A 20,497-nucleotide genomic window follows, 5' to 3' on the forward strand; every position below is an offset into this window, starting at 1 on the left:
TCCATCGATCCGGCTGAACCTGCCCGCGCGGAGAACCGGACCCGAGCCCCCGACCTTCACGGCCGGCCGGGCATGACGCCGCGTCGAGGGACGGAACATCCTGCACCGGTACGCAACGTGGCGTCCTCTACGTCGGCTTCGCCGACGCAACCAGGGCAAGGAGATCACCCACTACCAGCTCTCGACCGCGCGGCAGCACCTGCGGGCGGCCGTCTATCTCCTGGACTGGCTCGAGGTACAGGATCTGACCCTGACTACCTGCCGGCAGGCCGATGTTGATCGCTGGATGACCAGCCACGACATCCTCCTTCGCACAGAGGCAGGCTGCTTCGTTCGCTGGGCCCTGACCCAGAAGATCACCGGCGACCTCAGCTTCGCGGCCGTCAGACGGAATGGGCCCACCCAGCCGATGGACAATGAGGCGCGCTGGGACACCGCGCGACGCCTACCGCCTGGGCAAACGGCCGTACCCGGTGCCCATGGACCCGGCCAACTGGTCGACACTTCAACGCTGTCTGGCCCACCGCGCGGATCAGCGCACTGACACCCCCATGTGATCGTCACGCGGATCACCAGGACCGGCCGGGCGCCGGCCCAACCGCGTATGTCAGCCACCTCTTGGACTCATGCGGCGTCCCACCCCGAACCCCGCGGAGGACCCGCCTCGCCGACCTGGTGAACACCCTCGCCCCAAGCTCGTCGCCGCAGCCCTCGGCATGGACCTCGAAGGCTTCATGAGCTACCTCGCTGACCACGTCGCCCCCGGACGTACGCCTGATGTCCCCTCAACTCGATAAATTCATTGGTCACGGCTGTGTTCGAGCTGCAGAATCAGCGGAATGCCGCGCTTCTTGTGTGATCACTGCCGACACCCCCTCACCGGACAGGTCACCAAGGTGAGAGTGCCGCCGCCGGTCCCGATGTCGGAGATCCCGGGTGTCCGGACACGTCCGGCCCGGATGCTCCGCGGCACCTATGCTCCGAACTTTCGATTGAGTGAGTTCAGCGACGACATCCCCGGCTTGATCGTCCACCCTGCTGACCTGCTCGGCGCCGAACGGCATCCCGACAGCATGCGATCAATCGGCTGCTGTCAAGGTCCTGCAGGCGGCAACGGCCTGAACCTGGTCTGCAGCAACTGCGGAGCCGAAGTCGCTACCCGGCAAGCGGATTGTTATACCCAGGACCAGGTGACCTTCGAGCCAACAGCGGTCTGCCTTTCCTACTCCGACGGCTGATCGCAATACGAGACGAGTCGGAACCTGTTGACTTTCGGCGCCACCTCGCACACGTTCGCCGGAACTTGTGCGCCTTCCCGAACAATTCATTCGAAGCGATGGCCACGCTGTTGTTCTCCTCCCTCTCGGTCAGGCCCTGGAACGGCATCTCGGCGCCCCGCCGGTCGCGCTCGAGATGGACCAGCTCCTCGATGCCGAGAAGCTCCACGCGCCCGTAGCGGGCCATCGTCTCGGACAGCTGCTTCTCGTCGGCCGGTGGCCTCGACGAGCTCGTGACGAGTCTGGCGGCCAGGGCATGGCGGACGCGGCGGCCGGCCATGGCCGCTGCCGTCCCGAGCCCGGTCAGCAGGCGGGACTTGCCGGTGCCGGAGTCCCCGATCAGGCAGAGCGGCTCACCCTTCTTGACCCAGTCGCAGGTGGCGACGCCAGGAGCCCTCGGCAGGAGAGTCGTTCGCGTTCGGCGCGGGCGACGAGGTCGGGAAACCGGGCTCGCATGGTGGGCAGCCGCAGGACCCGGCAGGCAGTGTCGATCGCCGCATCGGAGGCGGTCTCGGTCAGGTTGTGGCGCAGGCCGGTCATGGCGCCTCCTTCCTGGAGCAGTTCAGCAGCTGGTCCCAGCGGTCGAGAGAGGGCAGGGGACGCTGGTCGGTGGGAAGGCGGACGGCCCGGCGTGCATTCAGGCTAACCACCTCGCTGGGCTCCGGCCCGGGCAGTGCCGGTGCCGGCCCCGGTGGTTGAGTCTGCGGAAGCCGGTCAGCCAGGACATGGTGCGTTCGATGACCCATCGGCGGCGGCCTGGGCATTCGCTGGACTCGACTTCCTTGTGGGCGATGCGGACGCCGATGTGCTTGCCCCATAGCCATTTCCGCAGATGAGGGACGTCGTAGGCTTTGTCGGCGTGGAGTCGCTGGGGCTTGAAGTGGCGGCCGCGGTGGCAGTCGTGTCTCGTTTGGTGACCCGTGATCATGGGCTTCAGCGCGAGGCTGTCGTGGACGTTGGCCGCGGAGAGGCCGACGAGGAGCGGCAGTCCGTTCGCGTCCGACAATTGTTGCTCGCGACACCACGGCATCGTCGAAGCTTTCGCCGGAGCAGGCCTCAGGTGATGGGCGGACAAGGCGTACCTAGGCGTCGGCCACCCCGTCCGCGTACCGTTTCGGGGTTGGTGCCTCAAGCGGTGGAAGCGCCCGCCACAACACCACTCACGCCAAGATCCGCTGCGTCGGCGAGCAGGCCACGGCCACCCTCAAAGGCTGGCGCCTCCTACGGAAGCTCCGCTGCAGCACCACCCGCATCACAGCTATCGTTCGGGCCGTCCTCGTCCTTCACCACGCGACAGCGTGAGGTTGGTAGGGCTCAGTACTACGCGAAGATCACACCCAACACCCTCTCCAAGGCCTACTCCGAAGCTGGCTAATTCGAGCGCAACGTGCGCACCATCGAGGTCCTGCTCGACCGCGACGCCGTTCGCCTCCGGCGCCGCCGCGACGCCGTTCGCCTCCGGCGCCGCCGCGACCGGTGAGCCCTGGCAGCACTACGACCTCGGCCACGGCTACTGCAGCTACACCTTCTTCGAGCAATGCCAGCACTGCATGGCCTGCGCACTCTGCGACTTCTACAGCCCCGAGGGCTCCGCGCGATCCCTACTCCTCGAATCCAAAAGCAACTTGCAGAAGATGGCTGTGTCCATCCCGCTGACCGACGACGAGCAGGCAGCCGTCGAAGACGCCCAGGCGGTCATGGACCGGCTACTCGGCCACCGGAGGCCGTCGCCTTCGCCGGGCACTACGACTTACATCCTGACGTACCGGCCGCCTACCGGCCTACGGGCAAAGGCCGGGTCGAGCGACAGGTGATCGTCCGCGACCACATCCTGGCCGGCCGGGCCTTCTCCTCGGTCGAAGAACTCAACGCCGCGTTAACCGCCTGGGTGCCGCTGCGGCGGGCGTAGGTCCACGGCACCCACGGCGAGGTCATCGGTCTCAGGTCGATGCGCGACCACGTCGCCCTCGGCCCGCTGCCGCAGACGCCCTATGTGGTCACTCAGCGGCATCTCCGCCCCGTCGGTAAGGACTGCCTGGTCGCGTTCGACGCCACTTTCTATTCGGTGCCGGCCCGCAAGGTCCGCCCCCCGTCAGCTGGTCGAAGTCAGGGCCACGAAGTCCCGAGTCATGCTGCGTTTCACCGGCCCTGACCGCACGGGCGAGACCCTGCTGGCCGTCCGTCCCCGGGCGGTTGGTCGAGGCGCCCGGATCGTGGATGAGAAGCACTGAAACGGCCTGCCCACAGGCGCCGGCCGCCGCGTCACCACCGGTGAGGGGAGCCTGCCGCCGGCCCCGCCGCCGCGACGCCTCGGCCTCGCAGGCAGGGCCGCTGGCGGCACTGCTGACCGGGCCGCGGTTACCCAGGTCGAGGTCGGCCGCCGGCCTGTGTCGGTCTATGACGAGCTGACCGGCACCCGCCCCTTCACCAGCAAGCCGAGCACGGAGGAATCGTCTTGAGCGAGCTGGTCTCCACCCGCATCCGCAATGCGGCCGGCAAGCTGGGCTGCCCCACCTGGCCGAGGCCCTGACCCAGTACGCCCAGCAGGCCGACGAGGCCAAGATGGGCTACCTCGACTTCATCGACCTGGTCCTCTCCGAAGAACTCGCCTCGAGGCTGGTGAAGTAGATCGAGTAGCCGGCCCGGCAGGCCGCGACCGCGAGAGCGACGGCGATGTGTGTCTTGCCCACTCCCGGCGGCCCGAGCAAGGCTTCTTCGGGTAGAAGCCAGTGCGTGTCACTCCCGCATCGGCCGCCGGGCGGGAGGTCGCCGCGAAGGAGCCGGTCCATGGCGGCCCGGATCGCTTTTTCGTTGCGGGGCCGGTCAGTGTCACTGATCCTGCCCATGCACTCCGAGCCCGATACTCATCACCTTGTTTCGGTGGTCGCGTCGGGTGAAGGTCGGCCTCCCGGCACGGCGAGAGCCGCGTCGACGTACGCCCGTACGAGCCCGGCCGCCTCGGCTGCCGTGACGTCCTTCGTCCAGCGGCTGGATGAGTGCCAGCGGCACCTCATCTGGAACCGGCCGCCGCCGTCGGCGTGCTGCTGCTCGAGTTCGGCGTCCGGCTGCGTGCGGCACCGCCCGTGCCGCTCGGTCTCCTCCAGGTGGGCGCGGACGATGTCCAGGCGGAACCGGGGCGGCAGGTTCCGCTGCTCCCGGCATCCCCGGCATTCCAGGAGGTGCTGGGCGCCGCCGCTCTGAAGGAAGCGGTAGGGCAGGCTCTTACAATCGCGGTTGTTGCAGCCGCCGCAGAGCGGGCCTTCTCCGAACTACTGGTGGGATCGGGCTCGTTGGGGTCGCATCACACCGCACCGGCTCAGTCCGTCTGCCAGCTTCTGAAGGGCGGCAGGCACGCCTTCGGCTGAGACGAATTCGACTCGATGAAGCGGCGCCAAGCGCAAGTTACGGGCGGATCAGACCAGGACGCTGACCAAGCGCGCGTGATGCGGAATGCTCTGGCTATGAGCGAAGAATCCGAGCGGCTGGCGAAGGCTCTCATCGAGTTTCGGGAAGCCGAGGGCATCTCCGTGAGGGAGCTTGCACGTCGCACAGAGTTGAGCCAGGCGACCATCAGGCTTCACGAGAGTGATCGCGGGTGTGCTCCCGTTCCCATCGCGGCCCGCCGTTTCGAGGAGGTTCTCGGCTGGGCACCGGGCAGCATCCCGACCACTGCCCACGAGCCCACGGATCGCGAGCCTCCACCGGACTCCAGTGCTGTCACTGGATAGGTCGAGCAGTCAGGAGTGCTGGCGGCGCGCCGTGTGCGCGACGAGGACGAACAGCCCTTGCTCATGTCTCGGCCAGAATTCCCCGCACCGAGAGCAACGATCAGATGGTGTTGGACCGCTCGGCGATCTGGCCGAAGGGGGGGGCAGGCCCACGTGGATCGAGCAATAGTCGATAGTTGTGGATCAGCGTGCTTCTCTTGATCCGCCTCCGGGGCCCCCTGCCTTCAGTTGCCTGCGAAGGTTCCTGAGCTCTGCAACCAGGCGGGGGACGGCTTCGCGGGCGGTGGCGATGAACTGTGCGTTCTCGTCCCAGCGCTCGTCGGCGGCATCCACGTAGCGGGGCTGCTGGACCAGTGTCGCGGCCACGATCTCGCGGTGGTCGAAGTTCGGCCAGTGCTCGCCAAGGCCGGTGTCCGGGGTGGTACTGACAGCGACGAGGTTCATCGCGTACTCGTCGTCGAGGCCGCGGACGAACCAAGGGCCAGGTGTGGCTGCCTGTGCGAGTTCGTCAAGCTCGTCGAGTTCCTCGTCGCTGAGCGGTTCCGGGCTGGGCATCAGGCTGCGACCTCCTGCCGCTCGTCGAGTTGGCCGTTCTCGAACGTCGCGTCGGCACGGACCAGTGCGACAAGGGAGGCGCCGGTGATCGCGCGCCAGCGGTCCTGAGCCGACTCGACGAGCTTGAACACCATCGTCAGCGCGGCGGCGGGGCTGCCGGCGCCGCGAGTGACCATGAGCTGATTCCATCCTAACGGCGGTGTCCGTCAGTTGGGCGGCTCTGCATTGCAATGAAGCTCCTGGTAGGAGGTGTCACGACCAAGATCCACCGTGCCCCACCAGGAGCTTCGCGTGCTTGTCTACCCGTCGTCGATTGATCTGTCCAGCCGCACACTGCGCTATCTGAGCGCGCGGCGGCGGGAGGTCGGGACGCGCTGGCGGCGTCTGCCCGCAGGCCGGCGGGCCCTGCCGGCCTTGGCTCACCTGCGATGCTGTGATACCTACGCCCAGCTGGCCGCCCGGTTCCGCATAGGCATCGCCACGGTCTACCGCTACATGCGCGAGGTCATCGACGTCCTGGCCGCCCTCGCCCCGACCCCGACCGAGGCAATGTAGACCATGCGGACCAAGGCGTTCGTGCTCCTGGACGGCACCCTCCTGCCGATCGACCGGATCGCCGCTGACACCCCGCACTACTCCGGGAACACAAGCGCCACGGTATGAACGTCCAGGTCCTCACCGATCCGTCCGGACGGCTGCTGTGGACGTCACCCGCCCTGCCCGGCTCCGCCCACGACCTGGCCGCCGCACGGACCCACGGGATCATCGACGCGCTCGCCGCGGCCGAGCTCAAGTGCCGGGCGGACAAGGCGTACCAAGGAGCCGACCACCCCGTACGCGTCCCGTTCCGCGGCCGACGCCTCAAACGGTGGCAGTGTCGACACAACAGCACGCACGCCAAGATCCGCTGCCTCGGCGAGCAGACCATGGCCACTCTGAAGAGCTGGCGCTCACGGTGTGATGGTCGGTGACGGCCACCGCCCCGAGGGTGCGGCGCTGCGCGTCGCCCAGGACGAGGCCGGCGTCCCGCCGGGGATCTGGCGGGGCCGGGGCACCTGGACGCGGTCGGTCTCACGGCCGCGGGCCCGAAGACCTTTTCGCACGACGGCCCCGGCCTCAGGCGAGCCGGGTGCGGTGCACCGCTTCCTGGGCCAGCGTCCGTAGCCGCTCCACGGCCGCGGACGCAGGCAGCAGTGGCTCAAGCCCGCTCCATGCCGCCTTCACCAGCTCATCGGCCTCCCGCGCAGCGGCATGCACCGCACCACACGACGTCAGGACCTTGATCGCCCGGTCCACCGTCTCCCGATCCGTGCCCGGCTGACGCACCTGGGACCACAACTCGGCCATGTCCGGTTGCGGCAGCAGATCGACTGCGTGCGCCAATGGCATGGAGACCTTGCCGTTGCGCAAGTCTTCACCGACCTGTTTGGTAGGCGCGCCACTGCGCAGTACCCCGGTAAGGTCCTGGACGTCGTCGGTGATCTGGTACGCGGTACCGATCGCTTCTCCGAACCGGGCGAGAGCTTCACGCTGTTGAGTGCTCGCCCCGCACCCGTATGCGCCGAGCTCCATGAAACAGCGCACCGGGGCGCCGGACTTCAGCGTGTGGGTCAGCCGTACCGCGCCCAGCACACCCCCGCCGTCATCACCGGCCACTGCCGCGTCCATCACCGTCCGCAGCCCGGCGATGTCCAGTGCCTGCCCGGCATGAGCCGAGCGCAGCATTCCCATATACGACTGGTACATCGACACTTGCGTACGCGGATCTGTGGGCATCACCAGCCGCAGCGCCCGGTCCAGCACGAAGAACGCGGCCGTCCCCGCGTTGAGAACCAAAGCCGGGTCGAACGCGACGTGCGCCGCTGCTGCACCGCGCCGCACCACTGAACCATCCTGCAGGTCGTCCACCATCAGCGACCCGGTATGCATCACTTCCAGAGCCGCCAGCAGCGGCCCGCACTGTGTGCTGTCGCCCCCCAGCGCATCGATCGCCGCAGCGATCAAATACGGGCGCCACCGCCCGCCGCCCTCCTCAATCAGATAGCGCACAGGATCCACCAGCGCCCCCTGCACCCGCGCTACGGTGCCGGGCGGCAGCACGCAGTCCTGGCGGCATGCCAAGAACTCGCGGGCCACGGACTCACCAAGCTGCTGCGGATACAGCCCGTCGATAGACATCCGCACAATCTCTGCAGCGCCTTGCAAGTCCTCCTCGCTCCAGGCCAGACCCTCCCACTGACCAGGCTGCGGCGTAACGGAATACGGCACTGAAGAGGAAGACATGCGTCCGTTCTACCGGCACCAGCGTGCGATGCGGGCCGAGCGTCACCCGATCGGGGGCACCTACCACCCTGTGCGAATAGGTTTTCGGGATCGAGCCCGCCAGCGAGAACGAGAAGCTGAAGCCTTGTACGCAAGCCGATAAGTGGGCAATGAAGCTGGGTGCGTGGATCGGGAATCAGCGCAGTCGGGCGGCGACGCTGACGCCGAGTGGATGGAGCTGCTGTCCGCGATCGGGATGCGGTGGTCGTGATGGGCGTCGTCGTCACCGCGGCCGCCGCGCTCGCGGCCGGCCAACTGCGCGGGTGGGCTGCGCCCGGGGCAGCGGCTGGGCGACTGGGCGGCCGATCAGGTCCACTTCACCGGGGCGTGGGTCCGGGGCGGATGGCGGGCGCTCGACCGCCGTCCTGACCCGAACGGTCCGTTCACTTAGGGTGATATTCGCGCGCCGGGGAAGTCGAGGCGCGCCAGCTCTCCCCGCCTGCCCCCCCTGTGCGCGACCGCACCGGAGCCCGCCGAGCGCGCCGCGCTCAACCAGGGTGTGACCGTACGGCGCGGCCAGGGCAACACCCTGCGCGTCATCGCCGTCCCCGCCCCCGCCATGCAGCGCCAGTTCCTCGCCCGCTGCCAGCCTGCTCGACGGCGGCCACGGCCTCCCCGCGATCCCCGCCCAGCGGAAGGCTCGCCGCGAGTACGAGAACCGAGTCAGGACGCTCACACCCGTCCCATGATCATTCTCAGCGCCAACCGCTGTACCGCTGTTTCCTGAGCCGAGGTAGCCGTCGTCGCGAGTGTCGACCTTGACAGTGTCGCCGGTGGCGATGAGCAGCGGGACCTTGATCTCGGCGCCGGTCTTCAGGGTGCGGCGGTTACACCATCCCCGCCGATCGACAGGACAGCCCGACGCCCGTTCTGGTGGCCACGTCCCGGACGGGCACGCTGGCCGGTCTCGACTCCCAGGGACGGGCTCTCACCGCGCGCCTGGCCGCCGAACGCGGCGTGCGCGCGGCGTGGTCGGCGTGGTCCAGCGACGATGCTGCGCTGCGCTCCGCTGTTGGCCGCAGCGCGCTGTTGATGGCAGTCCTTCAGGGGGATGAAAACGAAGAGGGAAAGACCGCGCGGCGGATCGCCACCCAGTACTCCGACGCTCCAGGCCCCTTCCGGGTGCGGGCCAGCGCCGGCGGTCGCTCTGCTGCTGCTGGCCTTCAGCTCGCCACTGGCCGCGCTGCTGCCCATTGCCGTCGGCGCCTTGGCCGTGCTGTGGACACTGCTTCTTCTGTGGCCTGTAAGCCTGTTGATGCCAGTGTCCGTCTTCGCCGTCAACATCTCCACCGCCCTGGGCTTGGGAATCGCCGTCGACTATGCCTTGTTCCTGGTCACCCGCTACCGCACCGAACTGCGTTCCGGTGCATCCGTGGACCGGGCCATGGACACCGCGCTGGCCACAGCGGGGCGCACCGCCCTGATCTCCGGGGCGGTGGTGGTCTGCTGCCTGAGCGGACTGCTGGTTTTCCCGTGTCCTTCCTACGCTCCGTGGCCCTGGCCGCCATGCTCGTCGTCATGCCCGCAGCCCTCGCCACCCGGTTCGTGCTGCCTGGTCTCCTTCGTCCTGCGGCCCCGTGGATCGATCGTTTCGACCCACTGGCCCGGCTGCGCCACCCACATGCCGAAGGGCGGCTGTGGCGCCGGCTGGCCCAGGCTGCGGTCGACCGTCCCTGGCCTGCCCTGCTGGGCGGCACCGTGCTGTTGCTCACCCTGGCCACTCTCCTCACGCGGGTCTCCTTCGCCTTGATGGACGACCGCGTCCTGCCTGCCTCCGCCGCCGCGCACGCCGCCGGTGACATCGTCCGCCGCGACTTCCCGCGGCCACCCGACCGCCGAGTGTCCGCCATGCTGCCCCACGCCGACCGGGCCGGTGCTGCCCGGTACGCCGGCGCCGCGGAGCGCCTGCCCGGAGGCCAGACCGCGCAGGCTGTCCCGCACGCCATCCAGATCGACTCGCGCGACGCACCACAGTCAACTGCTGCTGCCGATACGGTGCGCGCCCTGCGCGCCCGTGGCCCTGCCCGTCGACCTCGTCATCGCCGTGCACGCCGGATGCTTGGGACACCAGCAAGGGGGCCGTCGGGAAGTTACGCGGCTGGAAGGAACGCCACCCCAAGGCTAGACCCACCCGCCCCACCCGCCCCTCCCGGCCCGGCTGCAGTCCTCAAGCGCTGGAGGAGTACCAGTACTACGCCGACAAGGTTCTCACCACGGGCGAGATGTGGCACGAGGCCGTGAACGGCGGCCTGAATTCCAGGAGGTGCTGGGTGCCGCCGCTCCGGCGGAAGCGGTAGGGCAGGCTCTTGCACTCGCGGTCGTTGCAGCTGCCGCAGTGCGGGCCTCTCCGAACTACTTGTTCGTCTGACGGCCCTCTCGCCATCCTTGTCCTTCAGCTCGTGGCGTGCGCTTGTTCTGGCTCGTGGGTCCGCGGAAGGTCGCGCTCACGGCGCATCGGACTCGCGGCGAGAATGAGCCAGCAAGGCGCGACGATGCCGGTCATGATCCACATAGCCGGCCGGTGCCCGACCGCGTCGCCGAGCACGCCGCCAAGCAGGGATGCCCAACGCGCCCCGACGTCAGACGTTATGCCGCCAACCGGGCGAAACGATACTCAGACGTGGTGCTGCTTCCGCCTCCCTACCAGGCGCTGGCCGTGCCAGGTTGCCCCAGAACCGGGGCCCCGCTCCGGCCCGTCCAGAGTCGGCTGCCTGCCGAGCCTCGCTTCGGGTGCCCACGCGGTCGCCTACTGCGGAAGACGTCGATGAGGAAGTACCGTCGAGTGGGACGGGGAACAGGAGGACACGCGCGAGCCCTGGTCGCCCCACGGCGGGGCTCGCCCCGTGTGATGGCCCCGACTCCGCGCCCGGCGTCGGGGTCATCTGCGTCCGCAGCCGACGGGCGTAGGACGCGCGACGATCCACAGGGGGGCGAGGGATGTCGGCGGGCTCCCTCGCCGCGGGGGCTGGGTGTGTCGTCCGCCGGGCAGGCGGGCCGGTACGGGGTACAACGGGTGTGGCTCGTGCTGCTTGGAGCCGGAGCACCCGGATGGCCGGGCTGCTCCCGGGTATGGACAAAGGATCGACAGCATGGCCAGCGGCACCGTGAAGTGGTTCAACTCCGAAAAGGGCTTCGGCTTCATCGCACAGGACGGCGGAGGTCCGGACGTCTTCGCGCACTACTCCGAGATCCAGGGCAACGGCTACCGGGAACTGACGGAGGGCGAGCACGTCACCTTCGACATCGGACAGGGCCAGAAGGGGCCACAGGCACAGAACATCACCCGGGGCTGACTGAACGAAGCGAAGCGGCCGAGGTGGCTGCTGCCGTCTCGGTCTCCGTGCCGACACCGGCACTGCTCAGAGGTATGCCGTGCCAGGCAGTGGCGTCGGGGCCGCCGACTTGAGCGGTATCGGCCGGGCGGAGTGTCCCGAGTGCGGGACCGTTTGGTGCCGGGGTGGACCGGCGTTCGAACACCGTTGTTCGCGGCGCTGAGTCGCGAGGACTGGAGAGCCTGGAAGGAAGCGTGCCATGGACGGTCACAGTGACCGTATGGCGAACGCATCTGAATGGAAACTCGATGAGAACTTGGTCAATCGCGCTCTTTCGTTGTGATCGTCGCATTCCCGGTCTGACCTTGGTTGCGAGTGAGACGAACCCTCGCTGCGGCCGCCGGCCGTGCTGCGGCCCTGCAGTGGGGGGCGGATGCCATGCCCGAAGAAATCAACGGCCTGCACATGGTCGGCAGTGTCAGCGCAAACCACATCGCGCGCACAAGCGGCCGACTGTCGGTAAATTCGTGGGCACTGTGACGACTCAGCCCCGCAAACAGGACGCGCCGCGGCCACCCAAGCCGGAAGCGGAGAACGAGGGGGCCACGGAGCTTCAGCAGCTGCGCACTGAAGTGGCGCAATTGCGGGAGGCCCTGGCTCACCGGCCGGTGATCGACCAGGCCCGAGGCATGATCATGGTGCTCGGACGCTGCACAGCCGATGAGGCCTGGACAGTCCTGGTGACCGTTTCCCAGCACAACAACGTCAAGCTGCGCACCGTGGCCGAACAACTCATCGCCACGACCTCGGGCCGCCCCCTGGCTACGCCCATCCGTCTCGCTATCGGGCGGGTCCTGCGCGGCCGCCACCATGGATGACAACGACGTGCGACTACGCGGTATCGCCGGCCGGCAGGCCGAAGTCGAGTGTGCCGGTCGTCTCGCGCAGGGCTTGCTCCGCGACCCGTGCCGCGTCCGCGACTACGTCGCCCCGCTCGGCTATCAGCAGGTTGTAGATCGGCGCTGCGCTTGTGATGGTTGTGTCCACGTAAGAGTGTCCGCTTTCGTGAGGTCGTGGGTCAGGGGTCGGGGTGGCCGGCTCAGCCCGGGTTGACGACCGAGTCGTCCAGCGGGCGGGCTCCGGGCAGCTGGTGGCGGGCCGCGATCAGTGCCGCGTCGATGTCACGAGTACCGGTGGACACGCACAACGTGTAGGCCACATCGTTCATGCGCTGGCGCACCTGCGCGCTGTCGGCGTGGGAGGCGTCGACGGCGGCGAGGGCTTCGTACTGGTCGATCAGATTCCGCAGCACCGCGGGATGGGCCATCAGCATCACAGAACCGTCCTTCTTCACCTGCACCAACTGGCTAGGGCCGTGCGCTCACGTACCCGATTCTGCGCCCCGCACTCCCCACCCGCCACACACGCCCCAAACGCCGGTCAGGCGCGGGCTCCGCGGCCCGGCCCGGCCACTCGGTTGCAGTCTGCCTCGGACATGGCGTGCCTCAGGGGCCGAGTGCGGTGCGAGGGTTACCAGGCGGTGTGGCCGGAGGGGCTGTGGTCGGTGCTGTCGCGGAGGGAGAGGCGGACGGTCAGGCGTTTGCCGACTGGTTCGCGGTGGATCTCGAAGCTCTGGCAGAGCATGAGGACGAGTTCCAGTCCGTGCCCGCCGATCCGGGTCGGGTCGCAGGGGGAAGCGGCGGGGAGCACCGGGCCGGAGTCCCACATGGTGATGCTCAGCATGGTGCCGTCGGATTCCAGGTCCAGCAGACACGGCCCCGGAGCGTACTTGCACACGTTGGTGGCCAGCTCACTGACCACCAACTGCGCCACATCCACCGCACGTGCGGAGACGGGCCAGCCTTTTGACGACTCGGTCTCGGTAAGGAAGTCGCGGACGAAACCGCGGGCACGGGCTATCGCACCCGAAGTCATGTCGTAGGCGGCGCTGCCGCGCATGGTGCCCGTTTCCCCGCGCCGGCTCTGGTCGACGCTGCCGCAAGCTGCCTGCTGCTTCATGCTTCCCCCCGTCTGGCTGACCGCATCTCGCAGTCCTCCGCCCACTACCCGGACGCGCGAGTTGCAACACGCTCTGCTGCGTGATCAGGAGCACGTCCGTGGTGCCAGGCACCGATCGTCGGCACGCGCAGCCCTGCAGACAGGCCAGACAATTCGTCGTCACCCTCGCCGCCCTGTTCTCCCACGCCACCACCGGCGATACCCGGCCGACCGCCCAGATCAGCTGCATGATCAAAGGACGCGACCGGCCCAGGCCGACCCGGACCTCAGCGCGGAGGTCGCGGAGACCGTGTACGGCCCGCACGACGAGGAGTGCGGCGTGTACCGGTTGTCCGTACGCGACCCGAACGGTCAGGCGGTCAACGTACTCACGCACCGCTGAGCCGCCGGGGCGGCCCCGCCCGCCGGGCGGACGGGCCCCGGCCGGTGCACCATGGGAGTGACCACCGGCCGCGGCACGATTACTCGCAGATATCCGGGAGCCGAGATGTCGAACCCGCAACAGCCCGAGCAACGGCGCAGCGACAAGGGTGGCGCGACCCCGCAGGACAGTGCGCGGACCAAGGCGGCGCAGCAGGACGCGGCCCGGCCCGGCGCCGGGAAGCACGCCCATGGGACGGACAAGGGGCACAAGGGCGGCGGCGAGGGCGGCGCGACGCCCCCCGAGCAGCAGCCCGAGCACCCCTGATCCGCCCCGCGGCGCGGCCCTCGCGTGGTCCGGGTCAGTCTTCCTGCGCGACCTCCTTGTTGACCTGGGCGGGCGACTCGTACTCCTTGTCCGGCAGCGCGTCCAGCGCTGCCATGATCTCGTCGCCGGCACCGTTCTGGCGTGCCTGGTCCACGATGGCGTCCTTGCCGGCGGGGTAGTCGACGCCGCCGAGGGCCTTCTGCAGTTCGATGGGGTTCGCATTCATGAGAGCGTGGTACCCGCGGCGGGCGCCCTCGTCCCGCGATCCCGCGACCGATGACCCGATTGCCCGGCCGTGTGCCGGCGAACACGCCCAAGCTCGTGCCTCTCTGCCGCTTTCCCCCGGCTCTGCGCCTACGAATAGCCCTCGCCCGGGTACACGCCGCTGGCAACCGGTGCGGCCGGGCGTCGGGCGCCTCATGGCCGGCGGCCGCCGGGCACGGACCGGGCCGATCGGGAGGGTGGATGCCGTCGTTGCACGAGCGCCCCGATGCGGCAGCGGTTGACGGCCGGGGGCGGCGGACACCGAGCGCCGGGTGAGCGTGGCTGGAGGCACGTCCGTGGTCCCACGGACCGCGCCGACGGTCACGATGTGCACCCGGCGGTCCGAGCTGCCGGAGCCTTGCGGGCACTACCCGGCAGCCTGGATCTCGTCGGGCAGCGGCTCCGCTGCCTCGCCCGCACACGGTAGGACGGAAGCGGCGGGGTATCCGTATCAGCGGGCCGGCAGCATCTGCCCGGCCGACAGACTATGAAGGAAGTAGGGGCCCGCCGTGAACTCTGTAACAGAGGACGGTCTGATCAACAGCGTGCATCTGGACGGCGACCGGGTCCGCACGTGCGAGCCGGCGACCGCGCCGGCTCACCTCCCGGCCGACGGGGAGCAGTTCGAGGGCATGCCCGAGCAGCCCACGATTGTCCGCGGCCAGGACTGAACCTTTACACCCATACAGGAGCGCAGCGAACCAGCCCGGTAGGGTCCCAGCGCCCGGCCCTGTGCGCATGCGCCCCCGCTTCCGCATCCCGGCGACGAAGCGTGTCAGCCGACGTGGCCTTCTCGTGCGGCGCTGACAGTGGGGTGAATGCTCAGGAAGGCGTCGGCGCCGACCACCTCAAGGAGTCGTTGGACGGCGAAGGAAGGGTTGGCGATTCTGAACTCGCCCTGGTCGTGGAGGGTGAGGACCAGGCGCAGGATGGCACGCCGGACCCTTGCCCATAGAGAGGTTGGCAAGGTGGCGCCAGGGACTTCGTCAGGAGAGTCAGCATCCTGTGCGGTGGCCGTCCGCTCTGCTGGAGCCTCAAGAGCTTCTCCGCGGAATGCGACGGCGTGCTCCCCGATCCCGACTATTTCCAGGAGGGTGTCCAGGGCCTTGTCGGCCTGCTCGTGCGGCTGGGTGAGCCATACATACGACACGCCGACCGGACTGCCGTCGTGCTTACTGATCGCGAAGCTGAAACCTGCAGCCGGAAACGAACGACGTCGAGATCGTCCAGCCCGTCCCACGACCGCTCCACGTGCAGACGCAGTCTCTCAGCCACGGGCTGCACCGGCAACGCCAGCACTCCGACCATCCGGAACAGCGGGGCGCAGTGCTCCCAGACGCTGTACTGGCAGGCGGGGAACTGGGCCTCGGCCGGGTTCGTCGGCTTCGGCGTGCGCTCGCCGCGCGGGGCGTCGGGATAGTGCTCGTCCGCGATCCGCGGACTGCCCGGCATCGAGCGCAGGTGGCGAGCGGCCTCGACCGCACTGCCTCCGGTCATCGCGGTGACGATCAGCTCGTCACCCACGCACCACAGCGCCGGCTCCTGACGTTCCGTCGACTGACACAGAAGGACGTCCGAGGTGGTCACCGGCTTCTCCCCGGAGCCCCTCGGGGTGTTCCAGTCAAACCGCGCATTCGGCTTGAGGGTGCCGTCCTTTGCCGACAGGCAGGCGATGGTGGACGGTAACGCACTCAGGTCGAGCGCAGGCAGAAGGGGTGTCCAGCTGGGCTGGCGTAGACGCGGCTGCCGGTGAAGGTTTCCGCGGTGTCTTCTTCGGTGGGCCGCATACGGGTGGCGCCGGCGTCGGTGGCCGTGCGGTCGGCGGTTGCCAGGTCGTCGACTCCGAAGTCGAGATGCATCTGCTGGGAGGCGCCGTCCGGCCAGTCCGGGGCGGTGTGTCCGGGAGCGGACTGGATGACGATCACCGGGAGTCCGGCGGCCTGGATGAAGTGGTGGGTCGGAGTGGGGGTGAGGGAGCCGCCAAGCAGCCGGTGCCAGAAAGTGCTCTCCCTTTCGATGTCGGCGGCGTCAATGATCACGGAGGTCAGGGCGATGGGCACGAGAGATGTCCTGTTCCTGCTGTAGGGGACTGCTCAGACGGTCGGGATGATGCCGCCGTCGACGCGGAACTGTGCTCCGGTGAGCCATCTCGCCCGGCCCGAGGCGAGGAAAGCGATCATCTCGGCGACATCTTCGGGATCTCCAGGACGGCCCATGGGGACCTTCAGGTGATCCACGATCTGCTGTGTGACTTCCTCGGTGGTCACACCCTGTGCCTCGGCCGTGCGCTTCAGGTGGGCGGTGGCACCGTCGGTCACGACGAAACCAGGCAGGACGCAGACCACGCGCACCCCATGCTCGCCGACTTCAGTGGCCAGCTCGCGGCTGTAAGTGTTGAGTGCAGCCTTGGCTGCGGCGTAAGACGCTTCGGTGCGCTGGGGCAGTTGACTGGCGATCGAGGAGACATGTACGACCACGCCGGAGCCCTGTTCGACCATTCCCGGCACCAGGGCGCGGTCCAGTCGCACGGCGCTGAGAAGGTTCATCTCCAGGTCTGCCTGCCAGGAGGCGTCCGAGCGGCTCAGAGTCGGTGTCGGGGCGCTCGCGGCACCCGCGTTGTTCACGAGCACGTCCACTCCGCCGACCTGTTCCACGACTCGGCGGCCGAGCTCGGCAACACCTTGCTGGGTGGAAAGGTCCGCTTCGAGGAAGGTGGCACCGCTGCCTTCCTCGGGCCGGCTGCGGGAGGCTGTCAGTACGGTCGCGCCCGCGGCGGCGAAGCGGCGTACGGTCGCCGCGCCCAGGCCCCGGCTGCCGCCGGTGACCAGAACGCGCAGGCCCGACAGACCGTCATCGGTGTTCGGCATGGGAAATCCCCTCCGTAAGATGAACCTGACTCCGGAAACGGTACACGTAAACGGAGCAAGACTCACCTTATGGAGGTTCCCATGCCGCCCCCACGTCCCCTGCGCGCCGACGCGCGACGCAACCGCGAGGCACTTCTGTCCGCGGCCCGCCAGGCGTTCCTCGGCGACGACACCGACGCACACGTCGAGGACATCGCCCGCAACGCCGGCGTCGCCGTCGGGACGCTCTACCGCCACTTCGAAACCCGCGAGGCACTGATCGAGGAGGTCTACCGCAAAGAGGTCGACGATCTGTGTGCCACGCCCAGGGCTCTACTGGACCAGCACAGACCTGAGGAGGCGCTGCGGCGCTTCCTCCTGCTGCTCGTGGACCATGCGGCGGTAGGCAAGGGAATGTCCAGCGTGCTGGAGAGCATCATGGCAACGGACTCACCGGTCTTCGACGACGCACGCACCCGTATGGCAGGCGCTCTCTCACTGCTGCTCGAAGCCGGCAGTGCCGCCGGCACCATCCGCGACGACGTCACAGGCTCCACCCTGCTGCGCGCCCTGGGCGGCATCTGCGGAATGCGAGCCACGGAGGGCTGGTTCGATGAGGCCCGGCAGATCACCGCCCTCCTCTTCGACGGCCTGCGAGACGGTGCCTCACAGTCGCACTGAGGTCGGGAGGCGTGGGCCGCCGACCGTGCCCGGGCGCTGCCCTCGTCCTCGTCCAGCTCCCGCGAGTCAGGGGCGCGCAGCAGGCGCAACTCCCCGTCTCTGCGTGCACGTTAACGTGGCTCTGGCAAGCTTGTCGTAGCCGGAGATCATCCGAAGGTGCCGTCAGCACGGGCGGTGAAGCGTTCGCAACCGTCGTGTTCAAAGCGTACGCGTCCGTCGAACAGGGAATCGGGACGAGTGCAGACTCCCCAGTCCAGGCCCAGTTCAGGGCCGCAGAGCGGCGGCGGAGGTGAGCGATCAGGACGACGCGGTGTCGGAGAAGAGGGACGCCGGCGCGGCCGGCCATCATGCGTTTTTGCAGTGAGACGTCGGTGATGCGGCCATCATCGTTGACTCCAGAGTTCTAGGAGGTCGGACCTACGGTCTGCAGACCGAGGCGGTCGCCTACCTTGCCTCGCTGCGATCCCGGGACTGGTCACCGAATACCGAGCGGGTCTACGCCGGCAGCGTCGCCCTCTACCTGAACTACTGCCTGATGCGGCGCCTGGACTGGAATGCACCGGGCTTCCTCGGGCTTGCCGGACTGCAGCAGTGGCTCGTCGAGGCGCCTTTGCTTGTAGCGCTCCGCCGCGTCCAGGAGCCAGGTGTCCGGCCAGTCCGACCGGTCGACGGGGCCGATCTCCCGGGCACCCTCCACGCAACGGGCGTCGTCGGCCAGGGCGAGGCCGTACACGGCCTTGGTCCGCACCAACTGGTCGTCTTCGCTCAGGAATCCGGCGAGTATGTCGGCCCCGGCGGGGCCGCAACCCTCGAACTCGTAGAGCAGCTCACACACGGATGCGCGGACCCGGGCGTCGGGATCGCGGGCCAGTGCGGTGAGGACGTTCCACGCCTCGGGGTGGGTGTACGCGTACCGCGTCCGGTGCAGCAAGGACGGCACCACCATGCGTACGCGGGGGTCGGGGTGCGCGCGGTGGGCAAACCCCACACCCTCGGCCGCCGGGTCGTCGACGTACGTCAGCCCGCTCAGCACCGACGCAAGCGCCGCCGGGTCCCTCTCCTCGGCGGCCCACGGAAGCAGGATCTCCGCGGCCTGGCGCTGAGCGGACTCCGCGTCGAGGGCGAGGAGATGACGCACGAGATCCGCGGCGAACAGCCGCCGCAGAGGGTCGGAGGCCGAACGCAGGGCCGGGACCCTGCCCCAGACCTCCGCCCCAGACCGTTCAGCCAGCACCGCGACCGCTTCCATCCAGTCGGCGTGGTCCCCGTCGGCACGGGCCAGAGCACGGGAGAGCAGGACGTCGAACGGCCGGTGCACGCCGAACACCGCCTCCAGACGGGTGAGAACGGCACCATGGCCGTCGTACACGCTCATCGCGCCGAGCGTGAGCATGTCGTACATGGCGACGCCGAAGTCGTCTGGGACCCTGCGGCGCGCCACTGGGCCCGTCGCACCGGTCGCCAGGCGCAGCCCCGCTTCGGCTCCAGTCCTGCACCAACGCCCGGCACAAGCCAGGAGCCCGGCCCGATCCCCCTCCGTCAGCCGGTCCGCAGCCTGCTTGAGCAGGGCGGCGGCCAGGCCGACGTTCCCCGAGATCACGGCCCGCCGCAGCGGCGTGCTCCCGTCCGGCAACGGTCGCAGCGGATTGGCACCGGCGTCCAGCAGAGCCTCCGCCACGTGCCCGTCGAACGCGGCGATGGCAACGCACAGGACGGGGACCCCGTCGGCGTCCGTCGTCTCAGGGTCGGCACCCGCCCACAGTGCGTCCCGTACGAGATGCGCACGCCCGGCACGCACCTCGGCGACCAATTGTTGCCCCGACACGGCCATACCCCCGCACCTTAGTTGTCCGGTGGGAAGAGTAATCGGCGGCAACGGCCGGCGGAATCGTGAGCGCACTTGACCACGAGCTGGTGACCACGCCGTGCAGCAGCTCCGAGCCGGCGAAGACCCCGTCCTCCGGCGGCCCGCAACGCCGGCTCAGCGGGTACGTGTTGCTGTGGGCCGCCGGAAGCCCCACATACTGGTCCCGCACGGTCGGCCCGAAGTCTTCTGTGCCCGGAGCCCATGTAGCTTCAGGGCAAGAGGGATATGAGATGAACTTCGACGAGAACGAACCGCAGTCCGTGTGAGAGGAACGCTTCGCTGCGGAACGGGCCCAGCGCAGAGGACCACGCAGAAACGCACCGCTCGACTTCAGGGGGCACCCCGTTCTCGGCAGCGGCAGCGGACGAGCGAGAGCGGATGCACAACCTGCTGCGGTTGCTCGTGTTAAGCCCGTTCACTAGCAGGGAGGGCTGCAGAGACATTCCCGCCGGTGCCAGGGGCGTATGCCACCCCGATCACGCACCCGCCCGTGCTGGGAATGGTGGCGGGCCGGAACTGGGGGAGAGGACGGTCACGGGTGAACGGGGACGATCAGGGAGTCTGGCACAGCAACGCGGTGTTCCGCACAGCCGATCCGGACGAGTTGTTCGTGGACGGGACGGCCCAGAACACGGCGGAGGTCTTGTGTACCGGCTGCCCGGGGCGCACCGAGTGTCTTGCCCACGCCCTGGATCATCGGATCAAGCGTTAGGTCTACCTCCGGTGCATGTCTCAGGTGATCTGAGCTGGGACGGAAGGTGAGCTGGAGTCCCGTTGGCGTCGGTGTGTTCCCATTCGTCTCACCGAACGTTGCAATGGATCACTTCTTCGCATCACGCGACCGAGTCCGCAAGTACTGGGAGCGGGACTGTAAAACGTTCGGTGTAACTCCCGATCATGGAAGATGCATCGACGACCAGCAGCAACGTGACCGAGGCCGAGACCGTCGAGCCGTCTGAGGGTGTGGTGCCGACGTCC

General features: G+C 68.6%; 22 protein-coding genes and 8 pseudogenes. 13 read left to right on the plus strand and 17 right to left on the minus strand.

From position 1 onward, the window contains the following. Positions 1 to 127 precede the first annotated feature (127 nt). Positions 128 to 298, minus strand: a complete 171-nt coding sequence (locus ACFUJY_RS22370; RefSeq protein WP_383302345.1) for a hypothetical protein — start codon at positions 296 to 298, stop codon at positions 128 to 130. Between the two features lie 694 nt (positions 299 to 992). Between ACFUJY_RS22370 and ACFUJY_RS22375 the strand changes: the two genes are divergently transcribed. Beyond that, entirely contained in the window at positions 993 to 1,238 is a 246-nt protein-coding gene (locus tag ACFUJY_RS22375; protein ID WP_383302745.1) for a hypothetical protein, read from the plus strand. On the opposite strand, the pseudogene ACFUJY_RS22380 reads toward ACFUJY_RS22375, so the two are convergent. Together ACFUJY_RS22380 and ACFUJY_RS22385 are read right to left on the minus strand one after the other, a co-directional pair. Continuing rightward, positions 1,156 to 1,817, minus strand: a pseudogene (locus ACFUJY_RS22380) (ATP-binding protein). The gene ACFUJY_RS22375 and the pseudogene ACFUJY_RS22380 overlap by 83 nt on opposite strands. A gap of 97 nt (positions 1,818 to 1,914) precedes the next feature. Further along, a pseudogene (locus ACFUJY_RS22385) lies at positions 1,915 to 2,340 on the minus strand (transposase); the annotation flags it as partial. Between the two features lie 122 nt (positions 2,341 to 2,462). Between ACFUJY_RS22385 and ACFUJY_RS22390 the strand changes: the two are divergent. The 3 genes and pseudogenes from ACFUJY_RS22390 to ACFUJY_RS22400 form a co-directional block, all read left to right on the plus strand. After that, positions 2,463 to 2,579, plus strand: a pseudogene (locus tag ACFUJY_RS22390) (IS5/IS1182 family transposase); the annotation flags it as partial. A 646-nt stretch (positions 2,580 to 3,225) separates the two neighbouring features. Further along, positions 3,226 to 3,429, plus strand: coding sequence for a hypothetical protein (locus tag ACFUJY_RS22395; protein ID WP_383302348.1), 204 nt, complete (start codon positions 3,226 to 3,228; stop codon positions 3,427 to 3,429). Positions 3,430 to 3,732: 303 nt separating this feature from the next. After that, positions 3,733 to 3,893: pseudogene (locus ACFUJY_RS22400) on the plus strand (ATP-binding protein); the annotation flags it as partial. Here ACFUJY_RS22400 and ACFUJY_RS22405 read toward each other — a convergent pair. Further along, positions 3,887 to 3,988, minus strand: a pseudogene (locus ACFUJY_RS22405) (ATP-binding protein); the annotation flags it as partial. The pseudogenes ACFUJY_RS22400 and ACFUJY_RS22405 sit on opposite strands and share 7 nt — an antisense overlap. Positions 3,989 to 4,315: 327 nt before the next feature. Between ACFUJY_RS22405 and ACFUJY_RS22410 the strand changes: the two are divergent. Further along, positions 4,316 to 4,642 (plus strand): hypothetical protein, encoded by a 327-nt coding sequence (locus ACFUJY_RS22410; protein ID WP_383302351.1) that lies wholly within the window; start codon positions 4,316 to 4,318, stop codon positions 4,640 to 4,642. A 546-nt stretch (positions 4,643 to 5,188) separates the two neighbouring features. Here ACFUJY_RS22410 and ACFUJY_RS22415 read toward each other — a convergent pair. Continuing rightward, positions 5,189 to 5,560, minus strand: a complete 372-nt coding sequence (locus tag ACFUJY_RS22415) for a hypothetical protein (RefSeq protein WP_383302353.1) — start codon at positions 5,558 to 5,560, stop codon at positions 5,189 to 5,191. Beyond that, positions 5,560 to 5,733 (minus strand): annotated as a pseudogene (locus ACFUJY_RS22420) (IS256 family transposase); the annotation flags it as partial. The gene ACFUJY_RS22415 and the pseudogene ACFUJY_RS22420, both read right to left, overlap by 1 nt. 118 nt (positions 5,734 to 5,851) lie before the next feature. On the opposite strand from ACFUJY_RS22420, the pseudogene ACFUJY_RS22425 reads away from it, so the two are divergent. Further along, positions 5,852 to 6,510, plus strand: a pseudogene (locus tag ACFUJY_RS22425) (transposase family protein); the annotation flags it as partial. A 166-nt stretch (positions 6,511 to 6,676) separates the two neighbouring features. Here the strand turns inward: ACFUJY_RS22425 and ACFUJY_RS22430 are convergent. Beyond that, a complete protein-coding gene (locus ACFUJY_RS22430; RefSeq protein WP_383302701.1) occupies positions 6,677 to 7,738 on the minus strand; it encodes a polyprenyl synthetase family protein in 1,062 nt (353 codons plus the stop codon). A gap of 367 nt (positions 7,739 to 8,105) precedes the next feature. Next, positions 8,106 to 8,699 carry a hypothetical protein gene (locus ACFUJY_RS22435; protein ID WP_383302704.1) on the minus strand — a complete coding sequence of 198 codons (594 nt, stop codon included), beginning with the start codon at positions 8,697 to 8,699 and terminating at the stop codon, positions 8,106 to 8,108. Positions 8,700 to 8,933: 234 nt separating this feature from the next. Between ACFUJY_RS22435 and ACFUJY_RS22440 the strand changes: the two are divergent. Further along, a pseudogene (locus ACFUJY_RS22440) lies at positions 8,934 to 9,353 on the plus strand (MMPL family transporter); the annotation flags it as partial. Between the two features lie 11 nt (positions 9,354 to 9,364). On the opposite strand, the gene ACFUJY_RS22445 reads toward ACFUJY_RS22440, so the two are convergent. After that, a complete protein-coding gene (locus ACFUJY_RS22445; RefSeq protein WP_383302748.1) occupies positions 9,365 to 9,823 on the minus strand; it encodes a hypothetical protein in 459 nt (152 codons plus the stop codon). Between the two features lie 1,148 nt (positions 9,824 to 10,971). On the opposite strand from ACFUJY_RS22445, the gene ACFUJY_RS22450 reads away from it, so the two are divergent. Both ACFUJY_RS22450 and ACFUJY_RS22455 read left to right on the plus strand, forming a co-directional pair. Then, positions 10,972 to 11,175 (plus strand): cold-shock protein, encoded by a 204-nt coding sequence (locus ACFUJY_RS22450; RefSeq protein ID WP_383302355.1) that lies wholly within the window; start codon positions 10,972 to 10,974, stop codon positions 11,173 to 11,175. Between the two features lie 515 nt (positions 11,176 to 11,690). Then, positions 11,691 to 12,032: an ANTAR domain-containing response regulator gene (locus ACFUJY_RS22455; protein ID WP_383302357.1), complete on the plus strand. Its 342-nt coding sequence runs from the start codon at positions 11,691 to 11,693 to the stop codon at positions 12,030 to 12,032. A 13-nt stretch (positions 12,033 to 12,045) separates the two neighbouring features. Here the strand turns inward: ACFUJY_RS22455 and ACFUJY_RS22460 are convergent, their stop codons facing one another. The 3 genes from ACFUJY_RS22460 to ACFUJY_RS22470 form a co-directional block, all read right to left on the minus strand. Beyond that, positions 12,046 to 12,201 (minus strand): hypothetical protein, encoded by a 156-nt coding sequence (locus ACFUJY_RS22460; protein WP_383302359.1) that lies wholly within the window; start codon positions 12,199 to 12,201, stop codon positions 12,046 to 12,048. A gap of 52 nt (positions 12,202 to 12,253) precedes the next feature. Continuing rightward, a complete protein-coding gene (locus ACFUJY_RS22465; protein WP_383302361.1) occupies positions 12,254 to 12,487 on the minus strand; it encodes a DUF5133 domain-containing protein in 234 nt (77 codons plus the stop codon). A 197-nt stretch (positions 12,488 to 12,684) separates the two neighbouring features. Further along, positions 12,685 to 13,113, minus strand: coding sequence for an ATP-binding protein (locus ACFUJY_RS22470; RefSeq protein ID WP_383302707.1), 429 nt, complete (start codon positions 13,111 to 13,113; stop codon positions 12,685 to 12,687). Positions 13,114 to 13,660: 547 nt separating this feature from the next. Here ACFUJY_RS22470 and ACFUJY_RS22475 point away from each other — a divergent pair. Further along, positions 13,661 to 13,861 carry a hypothetical protein gene (locus ACFUJY_RS22475; protein WP_383302364.1) on the plus strand — a complete coding sequence of 67 codons (201 nt, stop codon included), beginning with the start codon at positions 13,661 to 13,663 and terminating at the stop codon, positions 13,859 to 13,861. A gap of 34 nt (positions 13,862 to 13,895) precedes the next feature. Here ACFUJY_RS22475 and ACFUJY_RS22480 read toward each other — a convergent pair whose 3' ends face one another. Continuing rightward, positions 13,896 to 14,087, minus strand: a complete 192-nt coding sequence (locus ACFUJY_RS22480; protein ID WP_383302367.1) for a DUF2795 domain-containing protein — start codon at positions 14,085 to 14,087, stop codon at positions 13,896 to 13,898. Between the two features lie 547 nt (positions 14,088 to 14,634). Here ACFUJY_RS22480 and ACFUJY_RS22485 point away from each other — a divergent pair. Next, positions 14,635 to 14,796 carry a hypothetical protein gene (locus ACFUJY_RS22485; RefSeq protein ID WP_383302370.1) on the plus strand — a complete coding sequence of 54 codons (162 nt, stop codon included), beginning with the start codon at positions 14,635 to 14,637 and terminating at the stop codon, positions 14,794 to 14,796. Positions 14,797 to 15,205: 409 nt separating this feature from the next. Here the strand turns inward: ACFUJY_RS22485 and ACFUJY_RS22490 are convergent, their stop codons facing one another. From ACFUJY_RS22490 to ACFUJY_RS22500, 3 genes are all read right to left on the minus strand, one after another. Next, complete coding sequence (locus ACFUJY_RS22490) at positions 15,206 to 15,712, minus strand: hypothetical protein (protein ID WP_383302372.1); 507 nt, start codon at positions 15,710 to 15,712, stop codon at positions 15,206 to 15,208. A gap of 104 nt (positions 15,713 to 15,816) precedes the next feature. Beyond that, a complete protein-coding gene (locus tag ACFUJY_RS22495; RefSeq protein WP_383302375.1) occupies positions 15,817 to 16,185 on the minus strand; it encodes a VOC family protein in 369 nt (122 codons plus the stop codon). A 33-nt stretch (positions 16,186 to 16,218) separates the two neighbouring features. After that, the gene (locus ACFUJY_RS22500) at positions 16,219 to 16,992 is read right to left on the minus strand and encodes an oxidoreductase (RefSeq protein ID WP_383302377.1); all 774 of its coding nucleotides are present in this window, start codon (positions 16,990 to 16,992) and stop codon (positions 16,219 to 16,221) included. 81 nt (positions 16,993 to 17,073) lie between these two features. Between ACFUJY_RS22500 and ACFUJY_RS22505 the strand changes: the two genes are divergently transcribed. Next, the gene (locus tag ACFUJY_RS22505; RefSeq protein WP_383302380.1) at positions 17,074 to 17,652 is read left to right on the plus strand and encodes a TetR/AcrR family transcriptional regulator; all 579 of its coding nucleotides are present in this window, start codon (positions 17,074 to 17,076) and stop codon (positions 17,650 to 17,652) included. A gap of 475 nt (positions 17,653 to 18,127) precedes the next feature. On the opposite strand, the gene ACFUJY_RS22510 is transcribed toward ACFUJY_RS22505, so the two are convergent. After that, positions 18,128 to 19,483 (minus strand): HEAT repeat domain-containing protein, encoded by a 1,356-nt coding sequence (locus ACFUJY_RS22510; RefSeq protein WP_383302383.1) that lies wholly within the window; start codon positions 19,481 to 19,483, stop codon positions 18,128 to 18,130. Positions 19,484 to 20,018: 535 nt separating this feature from the next. Between ACFUJY_RS22510 and ACFUJY_RS22515 the strand changes: the two genes are divergently transcribed. Continuing rightward, on the plus strand, positions 20,019 to 20,231 hold the full coding sequence (locus ACFUJY_RS22515; protein ID WP_383302710.1) for a WhiB family transcriptional regulator: 213 nt from the start codon (positions 20,019 to 20,021) through the stop codon (positions 20,229 to 20,231). Positions 20,232 to 20,497 lie beyond the last annotated feature (266 nt).

Origin of the sequence: Streptomyces sp. NPDC057249, from assembly GCF_042669245.1 — a bacterium.
In the GTDB taxonomy this organism is placed as follows: Bacteria; Actinomycetota; Actinomycetes; order Streptomycetales; family Streptomycetaceae; genus Streptomyces.

Bases quoted from the DNA above. Each gene is read 5' to 3' on its own strand.
- ACFUJY_RS22395 (WP_383302348.1), top strand. From the start codon at position 3,226: ATGCGCGACCACGTCGCCCTCGGCCCGCTGCCGCAGACGCCCTATGTG.
- ACFUJY_RS22415 (WP_383302353.1), bottom strand. From the start codon at position 5,560: ATGCCCAGCCCGGAACCGCTCAGCGACGAGGAACTCGACGAGCTTGAC.
- ACFUJY_RS22430 (WP_383302701.1), bottom strand. From the start codon at position 7,738: ATGTCTATCGACGGGCTGTATCCGCAGCAGCTTGGTGAGTCCGTGGCC.
- ACFUJY_RS22450 (WP_383302355.1), top strand. From the start codon at position 10,972: ATGGCCAGCGGCACCGTGAAGTGGTTCAACTCCGAAAAGGGCTTCGGC.
- ACFUJY_RS22465 (WP_383302361.1), bottom strand. From the start codon at position 12,487: ATGCTGATGGCCCATCCCGCGGTGCTGCGGAATCTGATCGACCAGTAC.
- ACFUJY_RS22470 (WP_383302707.1), bottom strand. From the start codon at position 13,113: ATGCGCGGCAGCGCCGCCTACGACATGACTTCGGGTGCGATAGCCCGT.
- ACFUJY_RS22475 (WP_383302364.1), top strand. From the start codon at position 13,661: ATGTCGAACCCGCAACAGCCCGAGCAACGGCGCAGCGACAAGGGTGGC.
- ACFUJY_RS22480 (WP_383302367.1), bottom strand. From the start codon at position 14,087: ATGAATGCGAACCCCATCGAACTGCAGAAGGCCCTCGGCGGCGTCGAC.
- ACFUJY_RS22500 (WP_383302377.1), bottom strand. From the start codon at position 16,992: ATGCCGAACACCGATGACGGTCTGTCGGGCCTGCGCGTTCTGGTCACC.
- ACFUJY_RS22505 (WP_383302380.1), top strand. From the start codon at position 17,074: ATGCCGCCCCCACGTCCCCTGCGCGCCGACGCGCGACGCAACCGCGAG.
- ACFUJY_RS22510 (WP_383302383.1), bottom strand. From the start codon at position 19,483: ATGGCCGTGTCGGGGCAACAATTGGTCGCCGAGGTGCGTGCCGGGCGT.
- ACFUJY_RS22515 (WP_383302710.1), top strand. From the start codon at position 20,019: ATGGTGGCGGGCCGGAACTGGGGGAGAGGACGGTCACGGGTGAACGGG.